This is a genomic window from Sediminibacterium sp., assembly GCF_051860225.1.
Lineage (GTDB): Bacteria > Bacteroidota > Bacteroidia > Chitinophagales > Chitinophagaceae > Sediminibacterium.
Window position 1 is genome coordinate 67,574 of sequence record NZ_JBHYEI010000003.1, and the last position, 22,862, is coordinate 90,435.

The following is a 22,862-nucleotide window of genomic DNA, read 5'->3' on the forward strand; positions in this document are numbered from 1 at the left end:
ATGAAGCAAAAGGAAATTCATCCAGCTTTACAACCTTATTTAGAGGGCAAAGCAATATTAATTGATAAACCACTGGATTGGACTTCTTTTGATGTCGTAAGAAAAATCAGGAATATCACCAGAATCATAAAAGTAGGGCATGCTGGAACATTAGATCCATTGGCAACTGGTTTACTAATTGTTTGCACAGGAAAGTTTACCAAGAAGATCAATGAATACATGGGTATGGAAAAGGAATACACGGGTACTTTTACACTCGGTGCTATTACGCCTACATACGATTTAGAATCTGAGCCAACCTCGTTTTGTTCAATTGAGCATTTAACCGAAGCGCAAATTCATCAAGCCACACAGCAATTTATTGGCCGAATTATGCAAGTGCCACCCATCCATTCAGCCATTAAGCAAGACGGGAAACCGGTTTATTTAGCGGCAAGAAAGGGGGTAGATGTAGTACTAGAGCCGAGACCAATTACCATACACGCTTTTGAGATTGTAAAGATTGAATTACCAGTCATCCATTTTAAAGTGATTTGCTCAACAGGTACTTATATAAGAAGCCTAGCCCACGACTTTGGAAAAGCGCTGGGGGTTGGAGGATATATGAGCAGCTTAAGAAGAACCCGTATTGGTCAATTTAAAGTAGAAGAAGCTCAAACCATGGAAGGTTTTGAGACTGCAATACATCAGCTTAAGGCTTTAGAAGGGTAATCCAATGCCCAATTGTAAAGCAAAGTTGGGTACTCTAATTCCATTGGGTCGTATATCATTCCACGTAAAGTCTTTGATGCTCATCCAACCATTATTAGCAGCCCTTAATGGGTCTTTTAATTTGTAAGCAAAATCTAGCCGAATTAAAAAATAAGACATATCAAATCTTAGCCCAGTTCCAATACCGATGGCCATATCTCTCGTAAAACTATTTAAGGAGAAGCGGGTATCTGAGTCGGTAGAAGCTGCTTTTCTGATGTTCCAAACGTTTCCAATATCTGCATATACAGCCGATCCAATTTTGAAACTACCAATGGTAGCTAACTGAAAACGATATTCCACATTGAACTCTAGTTGCATGTCACCAAAGCGATCACGAAACGCGTTAATGGCTGTATCCTGTTCACTTTGATTAGAACTACCCAAGCCTAGTTGCCTTAATCTCCAAGCTCGCATACTATTGGGGCCACCAGCAGAAAACTGTTTAAAGAACGGTAAGGTTGGTCCAATGATGGTGTCCCCTCCATAATTGTAACCCAAACCAGCAAAAGCTCTATAAGCTAGTTCAGACTTTAAAAATTTTACCGATTGCTTGTATTCGGTTTCTACTTTTAAATAACGATAGATATTGCCTTTAAGACCAGGAATAAAACCGAATAAACCACCTGCTTCTTCAATGGCAACTCGATAAAATTTATTTTTATTTGGATTGTTGATTCCATTGGTTGTTCTAACAAAGGATAAACTCTGACTTACAATGCTTCCCTCGTTAAAAGAGGCTTTTAAAAAAGGGTTTTTAATAATCAATTGGTCTAGCGAATCTAATTTGTCAATGGCATATACTTCTACGTTGATGGGCTTATATAAAAAGGAATTATTTCCTTTTTTCCATTCATAACCAAAGCTGGTAGTTAATGTACGAATAGTATAAAAATTCCTTCTATCTACATACCCTCCATTTACAGACCAAAGGGTTCTTCTATTATCAATATTGTCCAAGCCTTTCCACCTTTTAAAGGGTTGAACAATGCCAGGGAAAACATAAGTATGACCTACATTAATTAAGAAGGTTTGTAATAACTGATCGGGTTGATTACTGGTGTTTAAGATATTTAATTCAACTCCCGTTCTAAAAGTGGCAATGGATTGAATCGCGTTCTTCCAAACATTGCGATTATTATAAGATAGGTTGGTAGTAATCCCCAATAAATTGGTAACGCCAATATCAGCTATATTTCGGCTGGCTTCTAAATCAACCGTAAAACTTTGTTTAACGGCAGGAGTCATATAAAAATACATGTCTAAAGTATCTTTATCTCTGATGAAAGGTCTAATGTCTACGTTTTGCCAAGCAGCTAATTGCCCTAGGGCATTGGCTGTTTTAAAATATTTGTCTTCATTATAAATATCTCCCTTTTTAAAATAAGTATCTTCTTTCAAGGGTCTATAATTAAACAACCCTTTCTTGTACCGCATGATCGATTCATTGTTTCTTTTTTCAAAAAAAGATTTATCCCGAATCAAGCTATCTGGAACGTCGGTAATTTTTGTTTCAGGGTAGTAGAATAAATTTCCAATATGGTATTTAAATAATCTAGAACTGTCTTCTACTTCTCTTTGTCTGATGGTGATATCCCAATTGGGATTTTCTTTTTTAGCTTTGGCAACTTCAGATAATAATTTAGCTTGTTCAAATGGATCTATGGTTAATGAAAAAAGATTGGTATTGTTAGAGTCTACATAGGCGTAAACATCTTCTCTGGTAATTTTGTAATACCCATTTCTTCTAAAGATACCAACGATTCTATCCAATTCATTACTGATAATTTGTTTGGAATAAGGATTGCCTTTTTTCAATAAACTTTTACTGGATAATGTACTTGCAATTTTTTGCAAACTCGAGTCGTTCATTTCATAGTTTACCTGATCAATGGTAATATTTTTACCCGCATCAATATTCATGTAAACACTTGCCCTTATTTGATCTTTTACCGTATCTAATGTAAAGCGATTGGTTAAAATAGCATAATAGTAACCTTGTGCATTTAAAAAAGAATTCATGAACAAAGCAGAACTATTGATATTGGCAGTATCAAAAACGGCAGGATTTTTTATTTTATAAAATAATCCAAACTGCTGTTGTTTGGGAACTTTCAAGCTATCGTCCCAATAATTTTGCAAGTCGTTTAATAAACGTTTTTTCTCATCTTTGGAAAAATTGCCTTGAAGATTGATTTGGTTATTGTAAACAAAAGGAGTGTTCTTGGGATAATTCCTAACCCAAGTTCGCTTTTGTTCAGAACAAGAGGCCAGTAGCATCAAGGTGAGGAACAACCCGAAAAACACACTGAATCTCTTATTTATTATAAACTGCATAGACAATGTTAAGCAAGATTGAGGCCAAATATATTCAAAGTTTGTACCACAAAAAACAAAGGGACGCTTTAAACTTGTTTATTGTAGAAGGGGTAAAAGGGGTAGATGAATTATTAAATAGCCATTTCAAGGTACAAAAAATAGTCGCAGTAGACCAATGGGAACATCCATTAATGGGAAAAGCCCCATTGGAAAGGGTTTCAGCCGAAACCTTACAAAAAATAAGTGGTTTGCAAACAGCCAATAAAGTGCTGGCGATAGCAGAACAACAAATGGTTCAACCCGAAAAGCCTACAAAAGGTAAAATCATCTTGGCATTAGATGGAATACAAGATCCTGGTAATATGGGAACACTGATTCGTATTGCAGACTGGTTTGGCATCGATACCATTCTTGCTTCAGCCGACTCTGTAGAGCTGTACAACCCTAAAGTGATACAAAGTACCATGGGTAGTTTTATACGCGTAAAAGTGGGGTATGGTAATTTAGCAACGCTTTTGGCAGACTCCCAAGTGCCCATTTATGGGGCATTACTCAATGGAGCTTCCATTTACCAACAGCCAGCTATTCAAGAAGGCGTGCTATTAATAGGGAACGAGTCAAAAGGAATACACGCGTCTTTAATGCCATTCATCAATTCGCCAGTACATATACCAAGAATAGGGGGAGCGGAATCGCTGAATGCCGCAGTAGCCGCAGGCATTTTACTGTCTCATTTGATTAAGCAATAGGCCTTTTATCTGAATTGGATAGCCCTAATGGGATTCACTTTTTTGATCAGTAAGGCAGGAATAATCATGACTGAAAAAGAGACCAAAAAAGTAGTTACACATACGGTAATTATTTGCCACCAAATGATTTGCACAGGAGCAATTTTTACATAATAAGCAGATTCGTCTAAGCTAATAAAACCAGTATACTGTTGCAGCCAAACGATTCCCATACCTACAATAAAACCACCAATAATGCCCCTGGTTGCAATAACAGCTGCATAATATAAAAACACTTTGATGATGGTGGGATCACTTGCACCCAATGCTTTTAATAAGCCAACCATTTTGGTGCGCTCTAAAATTAAAATGAGTAAACAAGTAATTAGATTAATAATGGCAACAATAGCCATAATAATGAAAATGACATTTCTATTCATGTCTTGAATAGCTAACCAATCAAAGACATTGGGGTAAATGGATGCCACTGTTCTACTCATCCATTCGGTGGGTAATTCATTCATTAAAATAGCATTAAGCGAATCGTAATTGGAGGAAGGCCTTGCAAAAATTTCATATCCTCCAATCTCTTCATCGCCCCAGTTATTCACCCTTGCAATTAATTTAAGGTCTGCCAACAAAAATAATTTGTCGTATTCCTCAATCCCTGTTTTGTAAAAGCCACATACCCGAAGTTTTCTATAGCTTGTATTGCTTTCGTCGGTTCCTACAAAATAAACAGTAACCGTATCGTTTAAATGAATATTTAATAGATTGGCAATTTGTTCTGAAACCAATATTTCTTTGCTATAAAGGGAATCGGAAAAATGAATCCATCTGCCGCGGGTAATAAAAGGTTTAAAGCTGCTGCTATCATAGGCAGCTTCAATCCCCTTTAATAATACCCCTTCAATATTTTTGTTCGCTTCTAATACAGCAGATTTAGTGGCAAATGCCTGAACCCTGGCAATTCCTGCTTGTGATTGAATTTGTTTTTCAACAGCATTATTTCTTTTAATCGGAATTTCTTCGGCCATTAACGATTTATCGGGCTCAAAATGTTGAACACGAATATGTCCCCAAAAGCTGTACACTTTATTTGCAACGGTTTGTTGAAATCCATTTACAAAACATAAGGTAATAATCATTGCCGCAATGCCAACCGTAGTTGCACCTACCGAAAGTCGGATGATGAAACGAGAAAAAGACTGCTGTTTGCTAAAGGCAAGTCTTTTGGCTAGGTAAAAGGAAAAATTCAATTGGTACGATTTTGGCTATTCCAAAGCTACTAATAATAGAATAGTTTAACTAAGTTTATACTTTATGAAGCAGATTGTTTGTATTGTTTTTATCTTCTTTAACACGATTGTTCAAGGACAGGTGCAGCCCGATAAAGTATTCATGACTTCTATCAGAACCGTTAAATTATTTCCTCAAAACAATCAGTTTGCATTGCCCATCATTGGATTAAATTCTACTGATCAACTCGAATTGCATTTTGATGATTTGGGGGCCTATCCAAAAAATTATTTTTATACTTATCAGTTGTGTAACGCAGATTGGACCGAAGCACAATGGAGTCCATTCGATTATATCCGTGGCTTTCAACAGAACCGTATTAGTCAATACCGCGTATCTTCTATTGCACAAGTACAATATGTGCATTATCAAGCAATGTTGCCTGAGCGATCCGCAGTTCCTACCCGTAGCGGCAATTATATTTTAAAAGTGTTTCAAGATGCTGATACGGCTAAGTTGTTATTTACCAGAAGATTTTATGTGGTAGACAATAAAGTTGGAATAGCCGCACAAATGCAACAACCCTTTAGCGCACAACTAAATCAAACACATCAAAAAATTCAATTGGCTGTTAACACCGCTCCATTGAGTTCAATTAATCCACAGCAAATTCAAACAACTATATTACAAAATGGGAGATGGGATAATGCAGCCCAAAAATTACAGCCTAGTTTTATCAGAGGTAGTTTATTAGAATACAATGCCGAACAAGACTGTTTGTTTCCTGCAGGAAAAGAATACCGTTGGCTAGATTTGCGCAGTTTAAGATTTGAAAGTGATCGGGTGGAGCGCATTGCTAGGACAGCTATACCGGTATTAGTTTATGCTAAAACGGATGCAATAAGAACCAGTCTGCGTTATTTATGGTATAGAGATTTGAATGGTTTTAGTGATATTTCTACTACTGAATCCATTAATCCATGGTGGCAATCGGATTATGCAGAAGTTGAGTTTACCTTAGCTACAGAAAACAAGCAGCCATTTAGTCAGCAATCAGTATATATTGTGGGTGAATTATCTGGAAATCAAATTAGCGATTCTTCTTTAATGGAGTTTGATGAACGTAAAGGGGTGTATTACAAGCGTTTACTGCTGAAGCAAGGATATTATAGTTACACTTATGTAACCAAAGACAATAAGCGTTTGCAAGCAATTGCCAATCCAGCTTTAACCGAAGGAAATTATTGGGAAACAGAAAATAACTATACCATATTGGTGTATTATCGACCTTTTGGTGGAAGACATGATGAATTGGTTGGATTGAGACAAATCAGCAGTTTGCTGCCTAATTCTCGACTTTAACAATTAACATTAGGGCGGGGAGCATATTAAGCCTATCTTTGCACTCTTATTAATTTACAATTTTTACAATGGACACACAAATTCAAGGAACTGTAAAGTTCTTTAACGAAGAAAAAGGTTTTGGTTTTATCAAGCATGATGATTCTAACAAAGAAACTTTTGTACATGCAAATGGTCTAATTGACCAAATTGAAGCTAACGATAAAGTTATCTTTGACGTGCAAGAAGGAAGAAAAGGTTTGAATGCAGTAAATGTAAAACGTTTAAGCTAGTCTTAAATTACATACCTTACCTAAGGCCATCAACTTCTAGTTGGTGGCCTTATTTTTTTTATTTGAAGTATATTTGCCCTCTAATTTTTGAATATGAGCAATTTAATGAATCAGTTAGCAGAAACAACTGCCTATATAAAATCTAAAGTTGAATTTGATGCTGAAATAGGAATTATACTCGGAAGTGGATTGGGAAATTTAGCCAATGAAATAAAAGTTGAAGTAAGCATCCCTTATAGCGAAATTCCTTATTTCCCCGTAAGTACAGTAGAAGGACATGGGGGTAGTTTGATGTTTGGAGAATTGAGCGGAAAAAAAGTTTGGGTGATGAGTGGCCGCTTTCATTTTTACGAAGGCTATACGCCACAACAAGTAACTTATCCTGTAAGAGCCATGCATTTATTGGGTGTTAAAACCCTGCTGTTGTCTAATGCAGCTGGCGGTGTTAATCCCGCGTTTAGCGTTGGTGATTTGATGGTGATTACCGATCATATTAGTATGTTTATTGTAAATCCTTTGTTGGGTAAAAATGAAGAAGCTTTGGGAACCAGGTTTCCAGATATGAGTGAACCTTATAGCAAGGCATTGGTATCAAAAGCTCTTGAGATTGCTACAGCAAATGGCATTCAGTTAAAACAAGGTGTTTACACAGGAGTAACGGGTCCTACTTTTGAAACCAGAGCTGAATATAAAATGATTCATGCATTGGGTGGAGATGCAGTAGGCATGAGTACCGTGCAAGAAAATATAGTAGCTGTTCATTGTGGAATGCAAGTGTTTGCAACAAGTGTAATTACTGATTTGGGAATACGCGAAGAGGAAAACGTTATCACGCACGAGGAAGTGTTACAAGCAGCCAAAGAGGCAGAACCTAAGCTCACCCTTTTATTTAAAGAATTGGTTAAGGGGCTGTAAATTATACCTTGCTTTGCAAATGAAAAAGAGTGCGTTCATATTCATCTTTCTTTTGGTTGTAGGTTTTATTACTACAAGAGCGCAGTCATTTAGGCCAGGACAAATGGGCTCTTTTGGGTCGGGTAGTGCAATGCAACAATCAAGAACAGGGAAAGGCAAAAATGATTCGCTGCAGAAAAGAGACTTGTATGCAGACTCAATCACGATCTTCTATCGATATTTTGATTCTACAAGAACAAGGGTTTTAGACTCTTCCATCAATGATTTTACTACTCGTTTTCCTATGCCATTTCAATATCACCATTTAGGGAATTTTGGAACGGCTGCCCAATCTATGCGCTTTAATCCACTCATGAAAGCGGGCTTTGATGCAGGTTTTCATCAGTTTGATATGTACAAGTTTACCCTAGAGAATACGAAGTTTTATCAAACCACGCGCCCCTATACAGAGTTAGGATATGTATTAGGTGCAAGGGCAGAACAAATCATCGATTTAAAACATACACAGAACAGAAAAAGCAATTTTAATTTTGGATTCGAATATCGCTTCAGCAATTCTCCTGGGGCCCTAAAAAATCAAAATGCAAGCCATAATAATTTTAGGTTTACCTCACATTATCAAACCAATAATCGGCAGTACGAAGTGTTTTTTGTGTACATGGCCAATAAGGCATCTGTATCAGAAAACGGAGGCTTAGTAGATATTAAAAAACTAGACAGTTTAGCGCTCAATGATCCCTTTGAGCTAGAAACAAGAATGGGCAGATCAGGTGCAGCCATACGCAATCCATTTAATACCAATGTAAGTACCGGTAACTTACAAAGAGATAATATGCTACTGATTAAGCATCATTATGATATTGGAAAAAAGGATTCAATCGTAACCGACTCTGTTACTTATAAGATCTTTTATCCTCGATTTAGGGTAGAACATATTCTGAAATATCAACAACAGCTTGCGCATTTTTTTGACAATAGTGTAGACTCTCTTCGATATAGAACTTACTTTAACTACAATACGCGAAATGCACAGTCGTTCCAATTTAAAGACAGTTGGAATATTTTTACCAACGAGTTTAGTTTACTTACATTTCCTGATAAGAATAACCAAAGTCAATTTCTAAAAGCAGGGATTGGTTTACAAAATATAAAAGGGACACTCGATACATTTAATACCGTATCGCTCAATAATATTTATGTTTCAGGAGAATATCGAAATAGAACAAAGAATCAGGTTTGGGATTTAGAAGCGAAGGGCCAATTTTATTTAAATGGATTTAACGCAGGCGATTACAGTGCATACGTTAGCATGAAACGCTTGCTGGGCAAGAAGATTGGCTTCTTGAATGTGGGCTTTCACAATGTGAACCGATCACCCTCCTATATTTTTAATAGTTTAAGTACATTCCCGATAGCCAATCGGGTAGGGTATAATAAAGAAAATATTATCCGTGTATTTGGAGTGTATGAAAATCCATCTAAAAATTTAACCATCACGGGTGAATACAATGTGGTGAGTAACTATCTTTATTTTGATAGCTTTTTTACCGCAAAACAAGAAGCCACTTTATTTAATGTATTGCAGTTCGGTATTTCAAAGAAGATAAAATTGGCTAAATATTTAAACTGGTATGCAGAAGTAAATATTCAACAAGCCATCGGAGGGGCACCCGTTAATATTCCGTTGATCATCACCCGCAACCGATTTGCTTTTGAAGGCAATTTTTACACGAATTTATTTTTATCTACAGGGCTTGAACTTCGCTATAACACTGCTTATAAAGCCGACAATTATAGCCCCTTGCTCGGACAATTTTTCTTACAAAATAATACCATCATTTCTAATCGACCAGATGTAAATGCATTTTTACATTTTAGAATTAAAAGCTTTAAAGGCTTTGTACGGTTCGAAAATTTAAACGCATTAATTACCAATGTAAATACACAGGCAATTAATTATCCAGGGCAAGGGCTATGGAATAGGATCGGTATTTGGTGGAATTTTGTAAACTAATTCAACTGGTTGGCTACACCATAAAAATCAGCAATCTTACGAATCACTTGCTCAACTACGGCATCAGGACAACTGGCACCACTGGTCATTACAATTCTTAAAGGATTTGCATTGGGCAAATAGCCATGAATGGTACTCATTTCCTTGGTATGCCAATTGCAATGAAGAATAGCTTCTTTACTCAAAAGCTTCTCGGGGCCATCAATAAAATAAGTGGGGTATTTGGCTTCGCATAATTCTACCAAGTGCGAACTATTGCTGCTGTTGTGACCGCCAATCACAATGGCAATATCAGCATCCGTATCTAACATGCCTTTCACCGCAGACTGGTTGTCGTTGGTGGCATAACACAAAGTGTCGCGGGTATCTGCAAACCGAGAAGCAATGCTGGATTGGTCTAATTGAAAGTGTTGTAGAATCACTTCTTTTAAATAATCAGAAATAGCTTGGGTATCTGTAGCGAGTTGGGTGGTTTGATTAACCACGCCAATTTTCTGAAGGTCTTTGGTAATATCAAAACCCTCCGAGAAACGGCCTTTGAATTCAATATAAAAATCGGCAGCAGGTTTTTCGCCCGTAATGTATTTGGCCAATTCTATGGTTTCTTGCATATCATTTACCACAACTGTAGGCGTGTTGGCAGATGCATGAGAAAAAGTAGCCCTGGTTTCTTCGTGTTTGGGTTTTCCATGCACTACAATGCTGTAACCCTTGCCAGCTATTTGTTCACTTCTGTTCCAAACCTTTTCTACAAACGGACAAGTGGTATTGTATTTTTCAACAGCAATCCCTTTGGCTTTCAGCATGGCTTCAATTTCAAGGGTGGTACCAAAAGCCGGAATGATCACCACATCTTCTGCAGTTAAGTCCTCAAAAGGAATCAGTTGTTTGCCATACGTGTCTTGTAAAAATTGCACCCCTCTGGCAATTAAATCGGCATTCACTTGTGGGTTGTGAATCATTTCACTCAACAAAAAAATGCGCTTGCCTTGGTTTTGCTCGATGGTGTTAAACGCAATCTCAATCGCATTTTCGACCCCATAGCAGAACCCGAAATGCCTAGCCAAATAAATCTGCACTGGCCCCAAATTCAACAAGGTAGGGCTAAAGTCTTTTTTCAGTTTGTCAGCCGCTCTTCTCGATTCCTTGATCTCGCTAATTAGGTTACTGCGGTATATATTGGGTATGGTGAATTGCTTCATGGTATATAAACCACAAAGTTAAGAAATAGTTGGGTCTTGTAGCTGCGATGAGCGGAAATGGGGTCAACCCAACTTCAACGCTTCAAAAAACTGGGCTTCTGAAATGCTGGCTACTTCGCCGGGTGGTAAATCTCCCAAGTGCAGGTCTTCAATACTTACGCGCACTAAGCGTTTGCATTTGAGTCCAACGGCGGTCAGCATTTTTCTGACTTGGTGGTATTTGCCTTCTGTTAAGCCAATGCTTAACCAGGTATGGGGCACTCGTTCTGACAGAATGTAGGCGCCGGGGAATTGCACCAAGGGAGGATCTACAATGGCTACTTCGCAGGGGGCTGTTGTATGAAAGGATTGTTCGCCTATTTTAAATTGAACTCCATTGCTGAGCGCTGCCAATTGTGCTGGGCTCACAAGATTGTTCACCAATACATGGTATACCCTTGTATGGGGTTTGGGGCCTTGAAACAATAAGCGCGTAATGGCTTTATTGGTGGTTAAAATCAACAAGCCTTCAGAATGATGGTCGAGTCTGCCAATGGCATGAGTGCCTTCCGGAAAAGGATAGTTTAAATCCCCCAATAACCGAACAATATGGCTGCTTTTAAATTGCGAAACCATATTGTAGGGCTTGTTCAATATAAAATATTGGTGTGCCATTAATCGCCTCTGCTCACCAATGGGAATAATAAATTTACGGTGGTGCCTTCTCCTGCTACACTTTCTATCTCTATGCTGCCATTCATTTTATCCATGAAATTTTTACACAGCAATAACCCCAATCCAATTCCTTTTTCGTTGGCGGTTCCAAAAGTTGTGAAGCTTGAGTTGCTTTCAAATAGTTTGGAGAGTGTGTCTTGATTCATTCCAACACCAGTGTCTTTAATGATTACAAATGCATTGGTTTTGTTGCGTTTGGTATTTACTTCAATGACGCTTTGCTCATTTGAATATTTAATTGCATTGCTGAGCGTATTTCTGATGATTAATGCAGTCATATTTTTATCGGCCCAAATTAATTGACTATGCAAGTTTGTTTCAATCTTTATCTTTTTATTGATGGCGCTTTGATTTAATACTGCTACAACATCCGTAATGGTTTGTGCTAAATCAATCGGCTGCAGGTTCATTTGAATTTCTCCAGTTTGTGCCTTAGACCAAAGCAATAATCCATCCAACATTTCTAGTACTTTTTTTACGTGCGTATTTAAGTTGGTAGACACAAACTCAATTTCTGCCGCAGTGAAGCTTTTAAAATTATTCTTATAATAATCTAAAAAACTAACGATACTGGTGAGTGGTGCTCGCATATCGTGCGAAATAATGGACAGAAATTGATCTTTCTGAGAGCTGATTAGTTTTAGGGTTTCTTCATTTTCTAAGAGTTGCTTGTTTTTACTTTGTAAGCTTTCAGATTTATCCTGAATTATTTTTATACTTCTTCTGATTTTCCGAATAGCTAGATTGAAATTCGTGGCCAGTTGACCTATTTCATCTGTTCTTGATTCGTCAATAAAATCTGGGTTGATATCATCTTTAAATTTAGTTTCTACCACTTCCTTGGTTGCTAAATTTAATTGTATCAGTGGTTTTGTAATTGCATTTGAAACCAGATAACTTAACAACAAACCAATTACAAGTATAATCCCCAATAAGCTATAAAAAATAGTTTCAAGTTGGTCTAAATTGGCTTCAAAAAGTGTATTAACTGATTGTATAGTTGCTAGTAATTGATCGTCATTATTTTTACTTTGTGCCAGTAATTCATTTTGTAACCCTACTTCGCTATTGTTTCCAATGCTTCGCTCTAATTTTACAATTCTGACAAAGGTTTTTCGATATTGATCTAGAATGGTTTCTGCGCTAGGATTATTTCCATAAGTAAATACTAATTTTCTTGCTAGCGAATCAAATTGTATAGCGGCTTTTTCATTTCGATTTAATAAATAGTCATTGGCTAGTGCATCTAATTGATTAATATCTGCCAAGTCCATTAGCTTACTATTCTCTAATTCATTTTTCAATTGAACTAGCGCACCAATTAATCCGTAGTCTTTCATGCCCAACTGCTTTACTGAATCTACTATTCTTTCAAAAAAAGCTTCTTGCGCATGAATATTCCGTGTTATTGACACAATTTTTTCTGCAATGGGAGATTTGCTCGCTATTTTATTTTCATTAATTAACACTAAGCTGCTATCAATCTGCTTCACCATTTTCTGGTAAATATTAATTGATTCAGATGTGCCTGTGATATAAAAGCTCTCTGTAAAACGCTCATTCATTAAAAAGGCTTGCCTTGCTGCTGACTGCTTTCCTATATTATTTCTAATATCATCTAGCTGATTCATCATTTGATGCATCTCTTTTCTATTGTCGTTCACTTTTACTGATAAGATGATTACAATTACAGTAATCAATAAAATCATGAAATGTGAAAGAAATAGCTTTTTTCTTATACTCAGGTTCCTAAAAATTGATTTGGTCATTTCTTTTATAAACTAGGTTCTATGTTTCTCGGAATTAGCGTCTAAGATACTTAGTTTTGCAGCATGCATTATGTTTCGGTAGAAGGATTAACCAAAAGCTATGGTATTAATCCACTTTTCAGTAATATTTCCTTTCATATTAACGAAGGCGATAAAATAGCCCTAATTGCCAGAAATGGGATTGGGAAGTCAACCATGTTACGAATTCTAGCGGGTTTAGAAACCCCAGATGCTGGTAAACATTGGATCCACAAAGATGTTACGGTAGCTTTATTTGAGCAAGATCCCCAATTTGAAGAGTCTTGGTCGGTGCTAGAGAATATCTTTCACCTGAACCATCCGGTGATTACCGCTATAAAAAAATATGAAGCTGCTATTGAAGCCGAAGACCCTATCGGTATTACGGAAGGCATTGAAGCCATGGACGATTTAAGTGCTTGGGACTTTGAAGCCAAAGTAAAACAGATTTTGGATAAATTGAATATTCATCATTTAACCAATCCGGTTAAAGAGTTAAGCGGTGGCCAAAGAAAGCGGGTTGCATTGGCTAAAACCCTTATAGATATTGGTTTTGCACACCAGCATACCTTACTCATGATGGATGAGCCCACCAACCATTTAGACGTTGAAATGATTGAGTGGTTAGAGCATTATTTAAACCAAGAGAAAGTGACGCTTTTACTGGTTAGTCACGATCGTTATTTTTTAGATGCCACCTGCGATGAAATTTGGGAGTTGGAGAGAGAAAATTTATACGTTTACCGGGGGGATTATGAACAGTACATGGAGCAGAAAGCTGCCCGTTTAGAGAGTGAGCAAGCCAGCATAGATAAAGCCAAAAATACGTATCGCAAAGAATTGGAGTGGATGCGTAAGCAGCCCAAAGCCAGAACCACCAAGAGTAAAAGCAGACAAGATAATTTTTATGAAGTGGAAGCTAGGGCTAAGCAAAAAATTGAAGATGCGCAATTGCAGCTACAAGTAAAAATGAGCAGATTGGGTGGTAAAGTGGTGGAAATGAAAAAAGTGTATAAGAATTATGGAGACCTGCCCATACTAAAAGGATTTGATTACAATTTTAGCAAAGGGGAGCGCATTGGTATTATTGGAAAAAATGGGGTAGGGAAGTCTACTTTTTTAAATATTTTACAAGGATTAGAACCTGCCGACAGTGGAAAAATCAATATTGGTGACACGGTGGTGTTTGGTAATTTTTCTCAGCAAGGGCTTGTATTCAAAGAAAATGTTCGAGTGATTGAATATGTAAAAGGCTTTGCTGAAAATTTTCCTTTGGCTGATGGCACTACCTTGAGTGCTGCACAATTTTTAGAATTGTTTTTGTTTACGCCTGATAAGCAATACACTTATTTAAATTCTTTGAGTGGGGGAGAGAAAAAGCGATTACAATTATTGGTGGTTTTATTTACCAATCCCAACTTTTTAATACTCGACGAACCTACCAATGATCTAGACTTACCTACTTTGGCGGTGTTAGAAAACTTTTTAGTAGACTATCCTGGTTGTGTGTTAATTGTATCACACGATCGTTATTTTATGGATCGATTAGTAGACCATTTATTTGTTTTTGAAGGCAATGCGGAAGTGAGGGATTTCCCTGGAAACTATTCTCAGTATAGAATCTGGCAGAAAGAAAATGAAAAGAAAGAAAATAAATGGGACGCTTTAGAAGCTGGTAAAAGAAAGGGCGCAAGTACCGAAGATATTGTGACTGCAAAAGTGGATACCCCTAAAGTTCCTGTAAAAAAAGTGTTAAGCTTTAAAGAGAAAAGAGAATTTGAGCAACTAGAAAAAGACATGCCCATTTTAGAAAAAGAAAAGCTAGAATTAACCAATGAATTAAGTTCGGGTACTGCATCTTTTGAAACCATTCAAAAAATTAGTGACCGCCTGGTTCAAATTGAAAAAATATTAGAAGAAAAAGAAACTCGCTGGCTAGAGCTCAGCGAGTTTCAATAATGATTTTAGATAAAGCTAATTAATTCAACTTCAAAAATCAGGGTACTGTTTGGTCCAATTTGTGCACTCACTTGTCTATCGCCATAACCCAAATGCGGTGGGATAAAGAAGCGCCATTTGCTTCCCGTTGGCATCAGCTGTAATCCCTCTGTCCAACCCTTAATAACCATATTTAATGGGAATGAAGCAGGGCGACCTCTTTGTACAGAACTATCAAAAATAGTTCCATTGATAAGGGTTCCGTGGTAATGACAGGTTACTTCGTTATGTGCTGCTGGTTTTGGTCCAGTACCTTCTGTGATGATTTCGTATTGAAGGCCACTTGGCAATGCAACGACACCTTGTTTTTGTTGATTGGTTTCTAAAAAATCCTGCCCTTCTTTTAAATTGGCAGCTGCTTTCTCTGCTTTTAACTGTGCTAATTGATCTGCTACGCCCATAAATATTTTTTTTCAAAGGTAAGGATTCAATCCTTACTTTTGCGGTGTGGCAGGTCTTGCACGACCAGCTCCTGCTGAACCTCCCCAGGGCAGGAATGCAGCAAGGATAAGCGGTTGTAGCGGTGCGATGTGAGTAGCCTGCCATATTTTTTTAATTCTACTATTATGAAATTTTTTATTGACACTGGCAACTTAGCCCAAATTAAAGAAGCAAACGACTTAGGTATTTTGGATGGTGTTACTACCAACCCTTCTTTAATGGCTAAAGAGGGTATCAAGGGCGAAGAAGCTATTGCGCAACATTACAAAACCATTTGCGAACTTGTAGATGGAGATGTGAGTGCAGAAGTGCTTTCAACCGATTTTGAAACCATGGTAGAAGAGGGAAAGAAACTAGCTGCTATACATCCAAATATAGTTGTAAAAGTTCCCGTAATTAAAGATGGTATTAAAGCAATTAAGTGGTTTACTGATAATGGAATCAGAACCAATTGCACATTGGTGTTTTCTGCTGGTCAAGGTATCTTAGCAGCAAAAGCTGGTGCATCTTATATTTCTCCTTTCTTAGGCCGTTTAGATGACAGTGGCTGGGATGGTTTAGAATTGATTGCTCAACTACGTCATATTTTTGATGTTCAAGATTATAAAACCGAAATTTTAGCCGCTTCTATTAGAAGCCCTTTACATATTATCAAAGCTGCTGAATTAGGTGCTGATATTTGCACTTGTCCACTAGATTCTATTGTTGGCTTGTTAAAGCATCCTTTAACGGATATTGGATTAGCTAAGTTTTTAGAAGACGCTAAGAAAATGTAATTTGATATCAACATATTAAAAACCCTTGCAGGATAAATCTTGCAAGGGTTTTTTTATGGAATAAATGTATTAGTGCACTTATTTTTTTGGGCTCACTTTAAGGTTATAAAACATAAAAGCCCATTTGTTAGATTCAGACTTGATCATTTGTTCGGTAGACATTCCAGCACCATGACCAGCTTTGGTTTCAACACTGATTAATACCGGGTTTTCTCCTCTATGTTTTTCTTGCAATTCAGCAGCAAATTTAAAAGAATGTGCAGGTACTACTCGATCATCATGATCGGCAGTCATAATTAATGTTGCCGGATAATTGGTTCCCTCTTTTACATTGTGTACGGGTGAATAGCTTTTTAAATAGTCGAACATTTCTTTTGAATCTTCTGCTGTTCCATAATCATAAGCCCAACCAGCACCTGCTGTAAATTTATGGTAACGCAACATGTCCATTACTCCCACAAAAGGAAATGCCACTTTACAAATATCAGGTTGTTGCGTAATGGTTGCTCCAACTAATAAACCTCCATTCGATTCACCTTGAATGGCTAATTTTTCTTTACTAGTATACTTGTTTTCTGTAAGGTATTTAGCTGCGTATATAAAATCATCAAACACATTTTGTTTTTTGGTTTTGATGCCTTGGTTATGCCAGGATTCTCCATATTCACCGCCTCCTCTTAAATTAGCGACTGCATAAATCCCCCCATTTTCTAGTAAGATAATATCACTGGTGCTAAAATAAGGCGTGAGGCTTACACTAAAACCGCCATAAGCATACAAGAGGGTAGGGTTATTTCCATCCAATTTGATTCCTTTTTTGTGGGTAATCATCATAGGAATTTTGGTGCCGTCTTTGGAAGGATAAAATACTTGCTTAGATTCGTACTCTTCAGAATTGAATTGTAGTGTTGGTTTTTTGTACACTTCTGTTTTTCCACTAGCAATATCCATTTTATAAATGGTAGAAGGCGTTGTATAAGAGCTAAAACTGTAGAATAGTGTTTTCTCCTTTCTTTTCCCGCTAAAACCACTGGCTGTGCCTAAACCTGGCAATACAACTTCTCTTATTTTATTGCCCTTCATATCATATTGTAATACCTTGGTAATAGCATCTTTTAAATAGCTACAAAAGAAATTTCCACCGCCAGTATTGACCGATAACACTTCTTTTTGTTCAGGTATTAAATCAATCCAATGTTCAGATTGGGGTTGGTTTAATAACGCAATCACTACTTTACTATTTGGTGCTCCTTTGTCTGTTTGAATATAAAAATATTGGTCATCTGCATCTAAAATATTTACAGAGGAAGCCATATCCTTAACAATTGGAATGATAGGTGCATTGGGCTTGGTAAGATCTTGTACATACATTTCATTACCATAAGTGCTATTCGCTGCATAAATGAATAGCCATTTTTCATTTTCAGAAACACTTGCTCCAATATATCTTCTAGGAGTAATATCTCCTCCAAACACAAGCTGGTCTTCACTTTGAGGTTGGCCCAAGCGATGGTAATATAATTTGTGACGATCGGTTTTTCCGGCTAATTGACTTCCTTCTTTTGGTTTGTCATAACTGCTATAATAAAAACCTTCATTTTTTTTCCATGCAACACTGCTAAATTTTATATCCATTAAGGTATCTCCAATTTGTTCTTTGGTAATAGCATTAAGAATGATGAGTTTTCTCCAATCGCTTCCACCTTCAGAAATTTGGTATCCACATAAGGATCCATCCGCAGAAAAATTCATGCCTGCCAATGAAGTAGTTCCATTAACAGAAAATGTATTGGGGTCTAAAAATACTTCTGGTTCTTTTTGTCCTTCTTTTTGACGGTAAATGACCGATTGATTTTGCAACCCTGTTTTTTTAGAATAGTAATTGTAATCACCTTCTTTAAAAGGGGCAGAATATTTGTCGTAATTCCATAGCTCTTTTAATCTTGATTGTATCGATTGTAAAAAAGGAATATTAGCTAAATAAGCATCAGTAACTTCATTTTCTGCTTTCACCCAAGCGATGGTTTGGGCTGAAGTATCATTTTCCATCCAACGATAGGGGTCGGCAACAGTGGTGCCAAAATAAATATCTTTTACCGTACTATCTTTTTGTGCAATTGGGTATTTCACTTCAATTTTTTTAAAATCAGTTTCAACACTATTTTGATTACAAGCCACTAAAAGCAATAGCGCAGAAGTTGTTAGAAAAATATTTTTCATTGGAGTAATTTTATTAATTCACTATACTTTTGAACTCGATGAATCTTAAGAAATGATTTGACTATTGCATCTCTTTGCGGTGTTTCAAAGGGAACTAATTTTTAGGCGCCTCTTTTTCTTTCTCTTTCATGCGATCTACATAACTAATCCCATCTGTAATCCATTTCTCGGCTGGCTTACCTAATAAATAGTGATCAAACCACTCTCTCTGTCTTTTTTGATAATCTATTTGATTTTCTTTTTTGGTGAAATTGTGGTTTTCATCGGCATACACCAACATCACAAAAGGTTTTTCCATTCTGCGCATCGTACCATACATTTCTATTCCTTGGTGCCAATCAACAGCCCCATCTTTATCTCCAAATGTAACCAATAGCGGTGCTTTTATTTTGCTCGCACTAAACATGGGAGAGTTCCGAATATGGGCTTCTGTTCTTTCATACCAAGGGCCATCAAATCTACCTTGACTGGTCTCAAAAATTTTCTGATCGGGTGTACCAGTATTCCAATAGATGGAAAGTGACATGCTAATTAAATCGGTTAATGGAGCACCAGCAATTGCTGCTTTAAAAATATCTGTTTGGGTAATTAAGAATGAAGTTTGGTAAGCGCCCCAACTATGGCCCATGATCCCCACTTTGTTGGCATCAATCATACCTGTTTTCATCACTTCTTTTACACCTGGAACAATACAATTCACTGCACTTATTCCTGGGTCATTGGTTTCATAAACGATATCTGGTTGAAAAACAAAATAGCCATTTGTGGTATAGTTGGTTGTATTATAGGCTCTTCTGATGCTTGGGGCTACATAATTATGTACATTATTAGATAAAATCTCATACATGTAAACAATCATGGGGTATTGCTTACCAGGTTCGTAATTAGCAGGATAATACAAAGCGCCTTGCATTTTTTTGCCCAACTTATTGGTGAATGAAATCAATTTACTCTTGCCCCAATAATAGTTTTGTTGCTGTGGATTAGTAGTAGCAGCTTTTTGTTCTTTGGTAAAATTTTCGGAGACATACAATTCTGGGGAGCGGTCGTAGTCTTGTTTAATGTAACTAAATACATTGCTGTCTAGCGCTTTTGCCAAACGATTTACTTGCAAGTCTTCAAATAAAAGTTGTGTTGTTTTGCCATTCTCATATTGATAATAACCAAACTTTTTTGTTTTGTCTCCATAAGCAGAAAAATATATTGGCTTTGAATCGTCTAAATAAGTTTCTTCAAATTCAACTCTTGTAACTCGGAAGGCAATTTCTTCTTTGTCTCCATCGGCAATTTTACGAGCGCTTGATCCATCTGGATTAACTGCCCAAATACTGTATTCATCATACAATAGCACTTCTTTATCGCCCTTTGTCCATCCACCTAAACCAAAGGGGGGCTTGGTGGCTGGATGATCGTCTCGGGTATTCCAAAAACTACTTTTAATAGTGCCAGTAATATTGGTGTTTTGATCGGTGGCTATATTGTAGGTGAACCAATTCTTATCCTTAAAATAAATCAAATACTTGCCATCTGGCGAAGATTGTGGGGCTGTGTAAAATCCAGCCTGTAGGCGAGTATATAATAATTTGCTTGACCCTGTTTTAGTATTTACTAAACTGTAATCTGCATAATCCTCTTTGAATGCTGGTTTATACTTTTTATCTGTTGCAATCACCGCCATTTTTTGATTGCCATTTAATGTTGCATTAGGAAATGCTTCGGTAGCAATCTGATAAAAACTATTATTATCAGTATTCCAAACTGATAAATAACTAGCATTTTTATCTTGTATATACGTTACTTTTTGACGTGGTTGAATCTCTGCATCTTTCCAATGCCATACATCGGCTAATTTATTATCCGATTTTAACATCAATTTTGCGGCAGCTATTTTTGCACTGTCTGCTTTCGTTTTTGAACTATCGGTTATTTTTTTATCTTCTTTTTTAGGTTTACTAGTCCATTCTTTAATTCCAAAAAACACCGCACTTAAATCGTCACTTATTCTTAAAGTAGAACCATTGAATACCCTCATTCCAACAGGGAAATTGGTCGTTTTTAATGGATCAAAAACAGTTATTGTTGGATTGCTCAAATTGGTACAACTATATACCTGCGCATTTTCCTCTTCAAAATCTTCTTTCTTAAATGTTTTGAAAAAAGAAAATCCATCACCTTCTTTTGACCAATTTAATTTAGAAAATTTCAAGGTGTCGCTGGCTACAACCCTTAAGGTATAGGTATTTAAATTAAACAGTTCTACAGAGTTACCTGCTGTATTAGCAGACTCAACTATATAGGATAAGTAATCACTTTTTTTATTAAATGCGTATTCTGTAACATTACCAATTGTTCTAGTACTTCCGTCACTAAGATTTTTTAACAATAGTACACTTCCTTTATCTTTATTATCTTTTGGCGGCGTTAAATAGGCTGCCAACATTTTTCCATTTTTTGAAAAACCAAACCGACTGATATTAGAGACGGTTTCAATTTTACCGGTAGAAAGATGTAATAGTCCCATTTTAAATTCAATGGGCTTGCTTTGGTCTCTTAATTTTTCTGCTTCTTTAAAAGGCAATCCAATTCGATAAACTAACCATTGATTGTCTTTTGAAAATTCAGGGGTACTGGCAAAAGCCAATTTGTAAACCTTATTGGTAGCCCTATGCACAACATATAAACTGTCATTGTCTTCCTGTACCATTATTTGATAGGCTACCCAAGCTCCATCAGGAGAAAGTTCGGTTTGTCCTAGACTTTGCCATTTACCATAATCTTCTGGGCTAAGATGCTTTTTTTGTGCTTGAGCAGAAAAACCTAAAACAAGTAGGCAAATCAACACCTTCAATTGTTTATGCATAGTTGAATATTTGTAACAAGTTATAAAAAAGTTTAGCGCCGTGCGAGTGTTTTTGCTCACCAACTGATTTATTTGAATATTTTGCCACATGAATCGAATTTTATTCATCATCATTGTTGCACAGTTTTCTTGCACTTCGGTTTGGTTTGCAGGAAATGCAGTGACCAGTGAAATGGCGCTAGATAAGGGGTTTGCGCAAGACTTTTGGGTCTTGCTAACTAGTGCTGTTCAATTTGGATTCATTTCAGGTACCCTTTTATTTGCCTTACTTGCCCTTGCAGATAAATTTTCTCCATCCATTGTTTTTCTATTTTCTGCCTTGATGGCTTCCTTGTTCAACGGATTGGTTACATTGGATTGGATGGGAGCCAATCAAGTATTGATTGCTAGATTTTTCACTGGTTTTTTTCTTGCAGGGATTTATCCTGTTGGCATGAAGATAGCCGCTGATTATTTTGAAAAGGGCTTAGGTAAATCGCTGGGGTTTTTAGTTGGGGCCTTAGTATTAGGAACTGCTTTCCCGCATTTAATTAAATTCTTCTCATTCGATTATTCTTGGAAATACATTTTTTATGGCACTTCTCTATTAAGTGTATTTGGTGGTTTGTTACTAGTTGGCTTGGTTAAAGATGGGCCTTATCGTAAACAATTGGGTCAGGTTAATATCCATGTATTGAAAGAAGTGATTCGGCTTCCATTATTAAGAAAAGCGGCATTTGGTTATTTTGGTCATATGTGGGAATTGTATGCTTTTTGGACTTTTGTTCCAATGATGCTCGCCTTAAAATTACAGGGAGACAATTTCAATATTGCGCTTTTATCTTTCTTAATCATTGGTGTTGGTTCTTTAGCTTGTGCTATTAGTGGGTTGCTTTCTGTTCAAATTGGTGCAAATAAAATGGCAAAAGTATCAGTAGCTATTTCTGCTATTTGCTGTTTAACTTTTCCATTGTTTTTTTCTCTTGCATCCAATGCTTTTTTTATAGCTTATTTATTGTGTTGGGGATTTTTTGTAGTGGCAGATTCTCCTATGTTTTCAAGTTTAGTCGCCGCAAATGCACCAGCGCATTTGCGGGGGAGTATTTTGACGATGGTTAATAGCATTGGATTCTTAATTACTATTTTGAGTATTCAATTAATTGGCCATTTCATCCAATTGATTCAATTTGAATGGGTATGGTTGGTTTTAGCAATAGGGCCAATTTTTGCTTTTTTACAACGCTATAATCCCCCAAATAGCCCTAAATTGTAAATTCACCTTATTT

The 22,862-nt window shown here is 36.7% G+C and carries 17 protein-coding genes and 1 other RNA gene; 10 read left to right on the forward strand and 8 right to left on the reverse strand.

The window, feature by feature from the left end:
- The gene (gene truB, locus ACTIEI_RS10795; RefSeq protein WP_439506305.1) at positions 1-711 is read left to right on the forward strand and encodes a tRNA pseudouridine(55) synthase TruB; all 711 of its coding nucleotides are present in this window, start codon (positions 1-3) and stop codon (positions 709-711) included.
- On the opposite strand, the gene ACTIEI_RS10800 is transcribed toward truB, so the two are convergent.
- Positions 700-3,087, reverse strand: a complete 2,388-nt coding sequence (locus ACTIEI_RS10800; protein ID WP_439506306.1) for a BamA/TamA family outer membrane protein — start codon at positions 3,085-3,087, stop codon at positions 700-702. The genes truB and ACTIEI_RS10800 overlap by 12 nt on opposite strands.
- A 5-nt stretch (positions 3,088-3,092) precedes the next feature.
- On the opposite strand from ACTIEI_RS10800, the gene ACTIEI_RS10805 reads away from it, so the two are divergent.
- Positions 3,093-3,818 carry an RNA methyltransferase gene (locus ACTIEI_RS10805; RefSeq protein WP_439506307.1) on the forward strand — a complete coding sequence of 242 codons (726 nt, stop codon included), beginning with the start codon at positions 3,093-3,095 and terminating at the stop codon, positions 3,816-3,818.
- A gap of 5 nt (positions 3,819-3,823) precedes the next feature.
- On the opposite strand, the gene ACTIEI_RS10810 is transcribed toward ACTIEI_RS10805, so the two are convergent.
- Positions 3,824-5,056: an ABC transporter permease gene (locus tag ACTIEI_RS10810; protein WP_439506308.1), complete on the reverse strand. Its 1,233-nt coding sequence runs from the start codon at positions 5,054-5,056 to the stop codon at positions 3,824-3,826.
- A 64-nt stretch (positions 5,057-5,120) separates the two neighbouring features.
- On the opposite strand from ACTIEI_RS10810, the gene ACTIEI_RS10815 reads away from it, so the two are divergent.
- The 4 genes from ACTIEI_RS10815 (at position 5,121) to ACTIEI_RS10830 (ending at position 9,599) form a co-directional block, all read left to right on the forward strand.
- On the forward strand, positions 5,121-6,398 hold the full coding sequence (locus tag ACTIEI_RS10815) for a DUF5103 domain-containing protein (protein WP_439506309.1): 1,278 nt from the start codon (positions 5,121-5,123) through the stop codon (positions 6,396-6,398).
- 68 nt (positions 6,399-6,466) lie between these two features.
- Positions 6,467-6,670 carry a cold-shock protein gene (locus ACTIEI_RS10820; protein WP_026751538.1) on the forward strand — a complete coding sequence of 68 codons (204 nt, stop codon included), beginning with the start codon at positions 6,467-6,469 and terminating at the stop codon, positions 6,668-6,670.
- Between the two features lie 93 nt (positions 6,671-6,763).
- A complete protein-coding gene (locus ACTIEI_RS10825) occupies positions 6,764-7,585 on the forward strand; it encodes a purine-nucleoside phosphorylase (RefSeq protein ID WP_439506310.1) in 822 nt (273 codons plus the stop codon).
- Positions 7,586-7,604: 19 nt separating this feature from the next.
- Complete coding sequence (locus tag ACTIEI_RS10830; protein ID WP_439506311.1) at positions 7,605-9,599, forward strand: putative porin; 1,995 nt, start codon at positions 7,605-7,607, stop codon at positions 9,597-9,599.
- On the opposite strand, the gene ACTIEI_RS10835 is transcribed toward ACTIEI_RS10830, so the two are convergent.
- From ACTIEI_RS10835 to ACTIEI_RS10845, 3 genes are all read right to left on the reverse strand, one after another.
- Positions 9,596-10,801 (reverse strand): 4-hydroxy-3-methylbut-2-enyl diphosphate reductase, encoded by a 1,206-nt coding sequence (locus tag ACTIEI_RS10835; protein WP_439506312.1) that lies wholly within the window; start codon positions 10,799-10,801, stop codon positions 9,596-9,598. The two genes, ACTIEI_RS10830 and ACTIEI_RS10835, sit on opposite strands and share 4 nt — an antisense overlap.
- A gap of 63 nt (positions 10,802-10,864) precedes the next feature.
- Positions 10,865-11,455: a pseudouridine synthase gene (locus ACTIEI_RS10840; RefSeq protein ID WP_439506313.1), complete on the reverse strand. Its 591-nt coding sequence runs from the start codon at positions 11,453-11,455 to the stop codon at positions 10,865-10,867.
- The gene (locus ACTIEI_RS10845) at positions 11,455-13,284 is read right to left on the reverse strand and encodes an ATP-binding protein (RefSeq protein ID WP_439506314.1); all 1,830 of its coding nucleotides are present in this window, start codon (positions 13,282-13,284) and stop codon (positions 11,455-11,457) included. The genes ACTIEI_RS10840 and ACTIEI_RS10845 overlap by 1 nt, the downstream gene beginning before the upstream one ends.
- A 63-nt stretch (positions 13,285-13,347) precedes the next feature.
- Here ACTIEI_RS10845 and ACTIEI_RS10850 point away from each other — a divergent pair, with 63 nt between their 5' ends.
- Complete coding sequence (locus ACTIEI_RS10850) at positions 13,348-15,261, forward strand: ABC-F family ATP-binding cassette domain-containing protein (RefSeq protein WP_439506315.1); 1,914 nt, start codon at positions 13,348-13,350, stop codon at positions 15,259-15,261.
- Between the two features lie 5 nt (positions 15,262-15,266).
- On the opposite strand, the gene ACTIEI_RS10855 is transcribed toward ACTIEI_RS10850, so the two are convergent.
- Positions 15,267-15,701 (reverse strand): FKBP-type peptidyl-prolyl cis-trans isomerase, encoded by a 435-nt coding sequence (locus ACTIEI_RS10855; protein WP_439506316.1) that lies wholly within the window; start codon positions 15,699-15,701, stop codon positions 15,267-15,269.
- Between the two features lie 47 nt (positions 15,702-15,748).
- Here ACTIEI_RS10855 and ffs point away from each other — a divergent pair.
- Both ffs and fsa read left to right on the forward strand, forming a co-directional pair.
- Positions 15,749-15,848: signal recognition particle sRNA small type (ffs, locus tag ACTIEI_RS10860), an RNA gene on the forward strand.
- 18 nt (positions 15,849-15,866) lie between these two features.
- Positions 15,867-16,517 carry a fructose-6-phosphate aldolase gene (gene fsa, locus ACTIEI_RS10865; RefSeq protein ID WP_439506317.1) on the forward strand — a complete coding sequence of 217 codons (651 nt, stop codon included), beginning with the start codon at positions 15,867-15,869 and terminating at the stop codon, positions 16,515-16,517.
- A 78-nt stretch (positions 16,518-16,595) separates the two neighbouring features.
- Here the strand turns inward: fsa and ACTIEI_RS10870 are convergent, their stop codons facing one another.
- Positions 16,596-18,737 carry a prolyl oligopeptidase family serine peptidase gene (locus ACTIEI_RS10870; RefSeq protein ID WP_439506318.1) on the reverse strand — a complete coding sequence of 714 codons (2,142 nt, stop codon included), beginning with the start codon at positions 18,735-18,737 and terminating at the stop codon, positions 16,596-16,598.
- A 94-nt stretch (positions 18,738-18,831) separates the two neighbouring features.
- Positions 18,832-21,597 (reverse strand): prolyl oligopeptidase family serine peptidase, encoded by a 2,766-nt coding sequence (locus tag ACTIEI_RS10875; protein WP_439506319.1) that lies wholly within the window; start codon positions 21,595-21,597, stop codon positions 18,832-18,834.
- Between the two features lie 88 nt (positions 21,598-21,685).
- On the opposite strand from ACTIEI_RS10875, the gene ACTIEI_RS10880 reads away from it, so the two are divergent.
- Positions 21,686-22,849 (forward strand): MFS transporter, encoded by a 1,164-nt coding sequence (locus ACTIEI_RS10880; RefSeq protein ID WP_439506320.1) that lies wholly within the window; start codon positions 21,686-21,688, stop codon positions 22,847-22,849.
- Positions 22,850-22,862 lie beyond the last annotated feature (13 nt).

What these genes read in the sequence shown, in the direction of transcription:
- ACTIEI_RS10850 (WP_439506315.1), top strand. Translation starts at nt 13,348, where the DNA reads ATGCATTATGTTTCGGTAGAAGGATTAACCAAAAGCTATGGTATTAAT.
- ACTIEI_RS10880 (WP_439506320.1), top strand. Translation starts at nt 21,686, where the DNA reads ATGAATCGAATTTTATTCATCATCATTGTTGCACAGTTTTCTTGCACT.
- ACTIEI_RS10830 (WP_439506311.1), top strand. Translation starts at nt 7,605, where the DNA reads ATGAAAAAGAGTGCGTTCATATTCATCTTTCTTTTGGTTGTAGGTTTT.
- truB (WP_439506305.1), top strand. Translation starts at nt 1, where the DNA reads ATGAAGCAAAAGGAAATTCATCCAGCTTTACAACCTTATTTAGAGGGC.
- ACTIEI_RS10855 (WP_439506316.1), bottom strand. Translation starts at nt 15,701, where the DNA reads ATGGGCGTAGCAGATCAATTAGCACAGTTAAAAGCAGAGAAAGCAGCT.
- ACTIEI_RS10805 (WP_439506307.1), top strand. Translation starts at nt 3,093, where the DNA reads ATGTTAAGCAAGATTGAGGCCAAATATATTCAAAGTTTGTACCACAAA.
- ACTIEI_RS10845 (WP_439506314.1), bottom strand. Translation starts at nt 13,284, where the DNA reads ATGACCAAATCAATTTTTAGGAACCTGAGTATAAGAAAAAAGCTATTT.
- ACTIEI_RS10840 (WP_439506313.1), bottom strand. Translation starts at nt 11,455, where the DNA reads ATGGCACACCAATATTTTATATTGAACAAGCCCTACAATATGGTTTCG.
- ACTIEI_RS10800 (WP_439506306.1), bottom strand. Translation starts at nt 3,087, where the DNA reads ATGCAGTTTATAATAAATAAGAGATTCAGTGTGTTTTTCGGGTTGTTC.
- ACTIEI_RS10875 (WP_439506319.1), bottom strand. Translation starts at nt 21,597, where the DNA reads ATGCATAAACAATTGAAGGTGTTGATTTGCCTACTTGTTTTAGGTTTT.
- ACTIEI_RS10835 (WP_439506312.1), bottom strand. Translation starts at nt 10,801, where the DNA reads ATGAAGCAATTCACCATACCCAATATATACCGCAGTAACCTAATTAGC.
- fsa (WP_439506317.1), top strand. Translation starts at nt 15,867, where the DNA reads ATGAAATTTTTTATTGACACTGGCAACTTAGCCCAAATTAAAGAAGCA.
- ACTIEI_RS10820 (WP_026751538.1), top strand. Translation starts at nt 6,467, where the DNA reads ATGGACACACAAATTCAAGGAACTGTAAAGTTCTTTAACGAAGAAAAA.
- ACTIEI_RS10870 (WP_439506318.1), bottom strand. Translation starts at nt 18,737, where the DNA reads ATGAAAAATATTTTTCTAACAACTTCTGCGCTATTGCTTTTAGTGGCT.
- ACTIEI_RS10815 (WP_439506309.1), top strand. Translation starts at nt 5,121, where the DNA reads ATGAAGCAGATTGTTTGTATTGTTTTTATCTTCTTTAACACGATTGTT.
- ACTIEI_RS10825 (WP_439506310.1), top strand. Translation starts at nt 6,764, where the DNA reads ATGAGCAATTTAATGAATCAGTTAGCAGAAACAACTGCCTATATAAAA.